Annotated in this window: 8 protein-coding genes; 3 read left to right on the top strand and 5 right to left on the bottom strand. The window is 50.0% G+C overall.

Translation table 11 applies throughout. The annotated features are described in order from the left end of the window. From Q0236_RS02265 to Q0236_RS02255, 3 genes are all read left to right on the top strand, one after another. A partial coding sequence (locus Q0236_RS02265; protein WP_297914572.1) for a DUF3737 family protein occupies positions 1-634 on the top strand: 634 nt, incomplete at its 5' end. Between the two features lies 1 nt (position 635). After that, positions 636-1,829 carry a MalY/PatB family protein gene (locus Q0236_RS02260; RefSeq protein ID WP_297914569.1) on the top strand — a complete coding sequence of 398 codons (1,194 nt, stop codon included), beginning with the start codon at positions 636-638 and terminating at the stop codon, positions 1,827-1,829. A 190-nt stretch (positions 1,830-2,019) separates the two neighbouring features. Continuing rightward, the gene (locus Q0236_RS02255) at positions 2,020-3,402 is read left to right on the top strand and encodes a DUF3137 domain-containing protein (RefSeq protein ID WP_297914566.1); all 1,383 of its coding nucleotides are present in this window, start codon (positions 2,020-2,022) and stop codon (positions 3,400-3,402) included. 639 nt (positions 3,403-4,041) lie between these two features. Here the strand turns inward: Q0236_RS02255 and Q0236_RS02250 are convergent. The 5 genes from Q0236_RS02250 to Q0236_RS02230 form a co-directional block, all read right to left on the bottom strand. Further along, entirely contained in the window at positions 4,042-4,902 is an 861-nt protein-coding gene (locus tag Q0236_RS02250; RefSeq protein ID WP_297914563.1) for a cysteine ABC transporter substrate-binding protein, read from the bottom strand. Between the two features lie 20 nt (positions 4,903-4,922). Next, positions 4,923-5,660, bottom strand: a complete 738-nt coding sequence (locus tag Q0236_RS02245) for an amino acid ABC transporter ATP-binding protein (RefSeq protein WP_297914560.1) — start codon at positions 5,658-5,660, stop codon at positions 4,923-4,925. Further along, a complete protein-coding gene (locus Q0236_RS02240; protein WP_297914557.1) occupies positions 5,660-6,316 on the bottom strand; it encodes an amino acid ABC transporter permease in 657 nt (218 codons plus the stop codon). The genes Q0236_RS02245 and Q0236_RS02240 overlap by 1 nt, the downstream gene beginning before the upstream one ends. A gap of 2 nt (positions 6,317-6,318) precedes the next feature. After that, positions 6,319-6,972 carry an amino acid ABC transporter permease gene (locus Q0236_RS02235; RefSeq protein WP_297914554.1) on the bottom strand — a complete coding sequence of 218 codons (654 nt, stop codon included), beginning with the start codon at positions 6,970-6,972 and terminating at the stop codon, positions 6,319-6,321. A 166-nt stretch (positions 6,973-7,138) separates the two neighbouring features. After that, positions 7,139-8,113 (bottom strand): DASS family sodium-coupled anion symporter (locus Q0236_RS02230; protein ID WP_297914551.1); only part of this gene is annotated, 975 nt, incomplete at its 5' end.

Here is an 8,113-nt window from a genome sequence, read left to right as displayed (position 1 = left end):
GCGCGGTCAAATTTTAGACGCCAAAGGTCGCCCGCTTGCGATAAACAATCTCGGCTTTTCGCTATCGATCGCGCCGCATCTAAAAGACGCCGCGCTGCAAAACGTAGAATTTCACGACGCACAAGAGACCTTGTGGCACTGCAGCGACGTCACGCTAAAAAACGTCACCGCAAAGGGCGCGTATTTCGGGCTTGATTGCGAAAGCTTAAGCATCGAAAATCTATCGCTTTTTGGGGATTACTGCTTCGACGGCTGCAGAAACGTAACGATCAAAAATTCCAAACTCCTCTCCAAGGACGCGTTTTGGAACTGCGAAAATATCCTCATCGAGGACTGCTTCATCGCGGGCGAATACTTTGGGTGGAATTCCAAAAACGTAACGCTACGAAACTGCAAGATCGAGAGCCTGCAGGGCTTTTGCTATATGCAAAATTTACGCTTGCAAGACTGCGAGCTAATAAATACGACGCTAGCGTTTGAATACAGCGACGTGCATGCCGAGGTAAAAGGCGCGATCGATAGCGTCAAAAATCCAAGTAGCGGGCTAATCCGCGCGGTAAGCATCGGCGAGCTGATCCTAGATGGCGCAACGGACGCGTCTAAAACTGAAATCATTACTGAATTAAGGGCGTAAGATGGGACTTTTTGATTTTATAAGCGGCAAGGAGAAATACGACTTCGACACCCTGCCGAATCGCCGCGGCACGAAGTCGCTTAAATGGGACGTAGGCGAGAATGAGCTTCCGATGTGGGTCGCGGATATGGACTTTGCCGTAGCGCCCGAGATCATCGAGGCTCTGCAAAAGCGGCTAAATGAGCGAGTTTTGGGCTATTCGCTTGTGGATGATGAGTGGCGCAGCGCGTATCAAGGCTGGTGGCTCGCGCGCCACGATTATGAAATCCAAAAGGAGTGGCTGATCTATGCTAGCGGCACGCTGCCTGCGATCGATTCGATCATCCGCAAACTCACCTCGCCCGCCGAAAACGTGCTGTTGATGAGCCCCGTTTACAACTGCTTTTACTACTGCATCAAAAACGCCGCCCGCGTGCCGATAGAAAACGAGCTTGCCTACGCTAACGGCGATTATAGCATCGATTGGGAGGATCTACAGGCTAAGCTAGCCGATCCGCAGACGACGCTTTTTATCCTTTGCAATCCGCACAATCCGGTCGGCCGCACTTTTAGCAGGGATGACCTTGCTCGTATCGGCGAGCTGTGCGAAAAGCACGGCGTGACGGTGCTTAGCGATGAGGTGCATTGCGATCTGACCGAGCCCGGCGTGCGTTACACGCCTTTTGCTGCCGCGAGCGAGACGTGCGAGAAAATTTCAGCTTCCATAATCGCTCCCACGAAGGCGTTTAATATCGCGGGGCTGCAAAGTGCGGCGGTCTTTGCCGCAGATAAGCGCTTGCGTCATAAAATTTCAAAGGCGCTAAATTCCGACGACATCGCCGAGCCGAATTTTTTCGCAGTGCAGGGCGCGATCGCCGCATTTACGAAGGGTGCGGCGTGGCTGGACGCCTTGCGCGAATACCTCAGCGAAAATCGCAAATTCGCGACGGAATTTATTGCGCGTGAGCTTCCGCAGGTGCATGTCGTGCCGCAAGACGCGACCTATCTGATGTGGCTCGATGCGGGCGCTTACACGCAGGATAGCGCGGAGCTTGCGCGCTTCATCCGCGAAAAAACGGGGCTGTATCTCTCCTGCGGCGCGCAATACGGCAAGGGCGGCGAGAAATTTTTGCGCCTAAATATCGCGACCTCTAGGGCGCTGCTAAAAGACGGGCTAGGGCGGCTGAAAGATGCGCTAAAGATCTGCCCGCATTAAACGAACTGCGGCGCGGCAAGGACGAAATTTAAAATTTATAACGGCTAAATCTAAGGCAGGCGCAATAAATTTTAAAATTTATCACAGCAGGGCGCTAAATTTAGCGGCGATCAAACTTGCGGCACGCGGTTAAATTTAACATTTGCGCGACAAATGAACCGGCGCTTAAATGCGCTACAAAAGGCGGATTATGGATAGAAACGGCGATTTAGAGGAGCTTTACCTGCTTGAAAAACGGCGCGAAAAGCTCGCGCGCCTTAGCAAACTCGTCTCATTTTTGATAACCCTGCTGCTCGGGCTTTACGTGTTTTTGAATACCAGAGCAGAGCCCGTTTCGTTTGATACGAATTGGCTCATAGTCGCGCTTTTCATCATCTTTCCCCTCTTAAATGGGCTGCTCTACCGCCTATTTTACAGTTTAAGCTTTGGCAAAAACGGCGGCACGCAGCGCGCAAATTTCGATAAATTTAGTGGCTTTGATACGACGCAAAATACAGGCGCGCTAGGGCAGGGCGCAGCGCAAGATGGGCAAATTTTAAGCTATGATACAAACGAGGGGCAGGTATTAAAAGCTGAAGTGGGCGAGGGCGGTAGCTCCGAAAGCAGTGATAGCCGCGCGAGCGCTATTTACGAGAGGTTTGAGTCCAAAACCGCCGAAAGAGAAGGCAGGGGCGAGAAGGACGGCGCAACCGGATCAAAATTTAACTTTCTAGCCGATCTGCAGAGCCTAGAGGATGAGCGCGCGGCGCTGCAAAAATCGGTGAAAAAGGCCGGTCTAATCGCCGCTGTCGTAGGGACCAGTGTGGGCGCACTAGTGGCGCGCTTTTGGGACGAAGTGGCGCCCGGCGTATTTTTCGGCATCTCCGTTTATGGCGTCGTGAGCGCTCTTTTGACGGCGAGCAAAAGACGGAATTTCAGATCAAATTTCAAAAGCAGGATCGTCGCGAGCATCGCAAAAAGCTTCGGGCTTAGCTACGACGAAAGCGGCGGGCTGGGGGCAGATGAGTTTTTTGAAATTTACGACTGCTACATAAACGAACAATCGAGCGAGGATATGATGAGCGGGGAGGTGCAGGGCGTGCCAGTGAGGTTTAGCGACTTTTACGCCGCCGAAAAAGTGCGCACCAAAAACGGCACTCGCACCGACGTAAAATTTCAAGGAGTGCTTTTCGTCGCGGACTTTCACAAAAGGCTTAGCTGCGAGGTGCGGGTATGTCACAAAAACTCGCGAAATCTGCGCAAATACGGGCAGCGAGCAAATATGGACGACGTGAAATTTGAGGAATTTTTTGATGTCTATACGACCGATCAGGTGGGCGCTAGATACGCTTTGACGCCGCTTTTGATGCAGCGACTGACGGAGGTCTATCTAAGGCTGGGCTCGCAGATAAACGCGGTGCTAAGGGAGGATAAAATTTACGTGGCGATCGAGACCTGGCGCGATAATTTCGAGCCTAGCATCGACTACTCGCTAAAGCAGGATACCACGATAGAGCTTTACGTAGATGAGATCGGTGCGCTTGTGGGTATCGTGAGCGAGCTAAATTTGAACCGCAAAATTTGGAGCGAATAAGGCAAGCGGCGGCGCGGAGTAAAATATTCGGAGGCGGCGGGCTACATACAGCCGCGACGGTGCAGATAGACAGGACAAAGCGCGCGGGATCGTAGGCTTAGCGGCACAGATGCGCCGTGTAGCTGAGCGTGGAAATGAATGCGTTGCGCGGATCGTGCGTTTAGGTGGACATGTGATCGCTCCTTTGCGCGAGCCGATCGAAAGATAGAGCGCGCGCGGCGTTCGTATAAGACTTTGCAAGCTACTTTGAGCCGATAAATTTTATAAATTCCCGCTCCGTTTAACGAGCGAGCGCTTGCGATTTATCATCGCTCGCACGGCAAAATTTTTACCGCGCGAGCAGTTTACATTAGAATTTTACTATCGCTTGAAATTTTATGCCGCCGCGCGCGACTTAAAATTTGCCGCAACGACCCGCGCTAGATTGCGTTTCGGCTCGGCTAAAATTTACTTCGCGGCTAAATTTGCCGCGCGGAAGCAAAACTTTACCGCTAGATCGATAAATTTAGCTACCTATAAAAGCGCTCGCCGCCACTTTTGACATTTACAGCCGCCGTTCGGCAAAGATACGGCAGGCTCGTAGCTGCGAAGTTGCAGGGCTTGATAATTGCCCTGCTAAATTAGACGGCGAATCAAAATTTATAACTTCCCGCCCTCGATTACGACGTTGTCAGCTTTGATGTCGTCGCCGTATACCGGCGCTAGCGTCGCATCGTAGTCGGCGTGGAAAAATTTCTCATCCGCGAGCTTTACGATTAGATCGTCAAGCCATTTGCGAAGCTCGTCGTTGCCCTTTTTGACCGCAGGCGCGATGACGTCCTGATCGCCTAGCGAGCGGATACCTACCTTAAAGCCAGGGTTTGATTTCGTCCACGCAAACAAAAGCGTATTATCATGCGCGATCGCATCGCCTCTGCCGTCCAGCATCGCACCGAAAGTCTCGGTATTTTGGTCAAATTTTAAAAGCTTGATTTCGGGATGGTTTTTCGTAAAATACAGATCCGCGGTCGTGCCTTTGTTGATTAAAAGCGTCTTATCCTTAAGCTGCGAAACGTCGGTGATATCGCCGTCCTTGCTCGCGACGCCGAGGGCTACCTTCATATACGGCAGCGCGAAATCTACGACCTCTTTACGCTCCGGCGTGACGGTGAAATTTGCAAGCGTGATATCGACCTTATCCGACGCCAAAAATTCCGCGCGATTGGCGGCCTCTACAAGCGCGAACTGAACCTTGCTCTCATCGCCCAAAAGCTCCTTTGCGATACGTTTTGCAAAATACACGTCATATCCCGCGTTTTTGCCCGCCTCGTCGATATAACCAAACGGCGGCTTATCGCCGAAAACCGCGATCCTTACCACGCCGCGCTTTTTAATCCCGTCGATATAACTTTGCGGCGCGGCGGAACCTTGCGCGGAATTTGAGGAGCCTTTGCCCTCGTCGTTGCAACCTGCGAAAAATAACGCAACTAAGATAAAAAGCGTGCTTAGCGTTTTTTTCATCTTTTCTCCTTTATTAAAATTTATTTTTTAAATTCGAACATATTTAAAAATTTCTTCGCGCGCTCGCTCTTTGGAGCGGTAAAGAACGCCTCCGGCTCATTAATCTCCACGATGCTTCCCTCATCCATAAAAACTATGCGATCGGCTACGGCGCGCGCAAAGCCCATCTCATGCGTTACGATTAGCATCGTCTGCCCCTCTTTGGCAAGATTTAGCATTACGTCAAGCACTTCGCGCACGATCTCTGGATCAAGTGCTGCGGTAACCTCGTCAAAAAGCATGATCTTGGGCTTCATCACAAGGCTTCGCACGATTGCGATGCGCTGCTTCTGCCCGCCGCTAAGCTCTTTGGGGTAGGCTCGCTCTTTATTTTCTAGTCCTACGATTTTAAGCCAGTGCTTGGCTAGCTCTATAGCTTGCTCGCGCGATACGCCTTGAACTTTCACGGGACCTAGGATGATGTTATTTAATACATTTAAGTGATCGAAAAGCTCGTAGCTTTGAAAGACCATGCCGATCTTTTGTCTGATCCTGCGCCACTCTTTGAAATTTTGATCGATCCGCTCGCCCTCGATTATAAAATTTCCGCTTTGTACCGGCTCTAACCCGTTTATCGTGCGAAGTAGGGTGCTTTTGCCGCAGCCGCTAGGGCCTAGGATCACAACGACTTCGCCCTGCGCGACGCTAAGGCTGACGTCCTTTAGCGCGTGCAGCTCGCCGTAAAATTTATTGACTTTGTCGATTTTTAAAATTTCCATCAGCTCCACCTGTTTTCTAATTTTTTCGAAAGCGCCGAGATCGGATAACAGATCAAAAAATATACGAAAAATATCGCTCCGTAGATGATTAGCGGCGCGTAATTGTCGCGGAAGACATTTACTTCGATGATCTGCTGTCCGACCTTGACGAGCTCGATGACGCCGATTAGCACGGCGATCGAGGTTGTTTTTATCATCCTGCTGAATAAATTTATCGTTGCGGGCACTAGGCGCCTCATCGCAAGCGGCAGGATCACGTAGAGATAAATTTGAGATCTGCTAAATGCGAGTGCTTCGGCGCTTTCGAACTGATGCTTAGGGATGCTAAGCACGGCGCCGCGCACCAGATCCATCATCTCAAAAATGCCCCAGACGCTAAAGACGATGATCGAAGCCGCGATATTCGAGATGTGGATGCCAAATGCCTTGCTCGCGCCGAAATACACGATGAATAGCCAAACGATGGGTGGCATGATGCGCACGATCTCTAGGCAAATTTTAAGCGGAATGTATAAGACTCTGCGCCCGGAGGCCATTAAAATTCCAAGTACCAAGCCTAGCACGAGCGAAACCGCGATCGAGATGAGCGCGATTTGCAGCGTGAGCCCGAGCCCGCCAAGAAGCCTGATTAAATTTTCGCCGCTTAAGAGTTCCATCGCTAGCCTCTCATATACGCAAGGCGCTTTTCAAGCAGCGTAAGTGCGAGCGAAAGCGGCAAGATTATGATCAGATACGAAACGCTTAGCATAAACAGCGCCTCGTTCGTCTTGTAATACAGCCCGATCACGTCCTTTGCGGCATAAACGAGATCGGCGAGTGCGACGATGCTAACGATCGAGGTTTCTTTGAGTAGAAATATGATATTTGCGCTGATGGAGGGTAGGGCGATCGCAAAGGCGCGCGGCAGCACGACGTAAAACACTATCTGCGCCTCGCTAAGGCCCAGGCTCATTGCGCTTTCGATCTGGGATTTTTTTATCGCCTCAAAACCGAGCCTAAAGCTCTCGCTCATATAGCTTCCGCCCAAAAACGCAAGACCTACGATCGCGCAGCTAAAGCCCGAAATTTGAACGCCCAGCTTCGGCAGGCCGTAGTATAGAAAAAATAGCTGAATTAAAAGCGGAGTGTTGCGAGATAGCTCGATATATGCGCTCACAAGCGGGCTTAGTAGCGGCAATCTTTTATATTTTATCAGCGTGCAGATAAAGCCGATTATGATGGATAGTAAAATCCCGTAAAATGCGAGCTTTAGCGTTAAAATTCCCGCCTTTACGAACATAGGGCTAAATTTAGCTATAAAATCAAAATCCATAAATTCTTCTTTCCATAAAATATGCGTATTATACAAATAACTGATTAAAATAGTATTAAATTAGAATTTTTTTATAAAAATTCCGAAAATTTAGGAGTTTAAAAATATATCTTATAAATATATTTAGTCCGAGCAGATACCCGGACTATAGAATTTTGACGGAATTTTACGAGTAAAAAATATACGCGTAGCCCGAGACCAAAATTGCAGAAACCACTGCTAAAATTCCGCCGCTTCGCACCATCTCTATTTGTCGGATACGTCCCGTGCCGAAAACCAAAGCATTCGGCGGCGTCGCTACCGGCATTACGAAAGCGCAGCTCGCGCCTACGCCGATGATAATCGTAAGAGTTTCTTTCGGTAGCCCCATTTGAGCCGCTACTCCCGCAAATACGGGCACTAAAAGCGCAGCGGAAGCGGTATTGCTGGTAAATTCCGTTAGGCAGATGATGAAGATCGCCGTTACAAGCAGTATGACATAGGTAGGCGCTCCGCCGAAAGTGTGCGCGACCAGATCGCCCAGTACCTTAGAAGCTCCCGAATCGCCCAAAACAGCACTTAGAGTAAGTCCGCCGCCGAAAAGTAGTAATACGCCCCACTCGGTGTTTTCTGCGATATCATGCCATTTGGCAAGCCCTAACACGACGATTGCGACTGCCGAGCAGATCGCGACGTAAGCGTCGTCTACTTTAAAGCCCGCAAGACCTGAAATTTGCTTCGAAAATATCCAGCCGATCGCCGTTAGAGCAAATACGACGATCGTAATTATACGCTTACGCGTCCAAGGGATATGCTCCAGATCCATCTTTATTTTATGGCTTAAATTCGGCTTGAAAATTACATAAAGTACCAAAAGCATTATCGGTAGCATCACCAACATTAGCGGTAAACCTACCTTCATCCAGTCCGCGAAGCTATAGTGTAGCGCCTGTGCCACGATCAAATTCGGCGGTGAGCCTACGAGCGTGCCGAGACCGCCGATACTCGCCGAATACGCGATACCTAAAAGCAAAAATACGAGCGTGCCGCGGTCTTTACTCTCATCCATATTGGCGCAAATTCCAAGTGCGATCGGAAGCATCATCGCCGCAGTCGCGGTATTTGAAACCCACATCGAAAGTATCGCGGTAGCAAGGCAGAT

The sequence above is a fragment of the uncultured Campylobacter sp. genome, assembly GCF_938031315.1.
In the GTDB taxonomy this organism is placed as follows: Bacteria; Campylobacterota; Campylobacteria; order Campylobacterales; family Campylobacteraceae; genus Campylobacter_B.
Note: the sequence above shows the minus strand (reverse complement) of the source record. Positions and strands in the feature narration are given on the sequence as shown.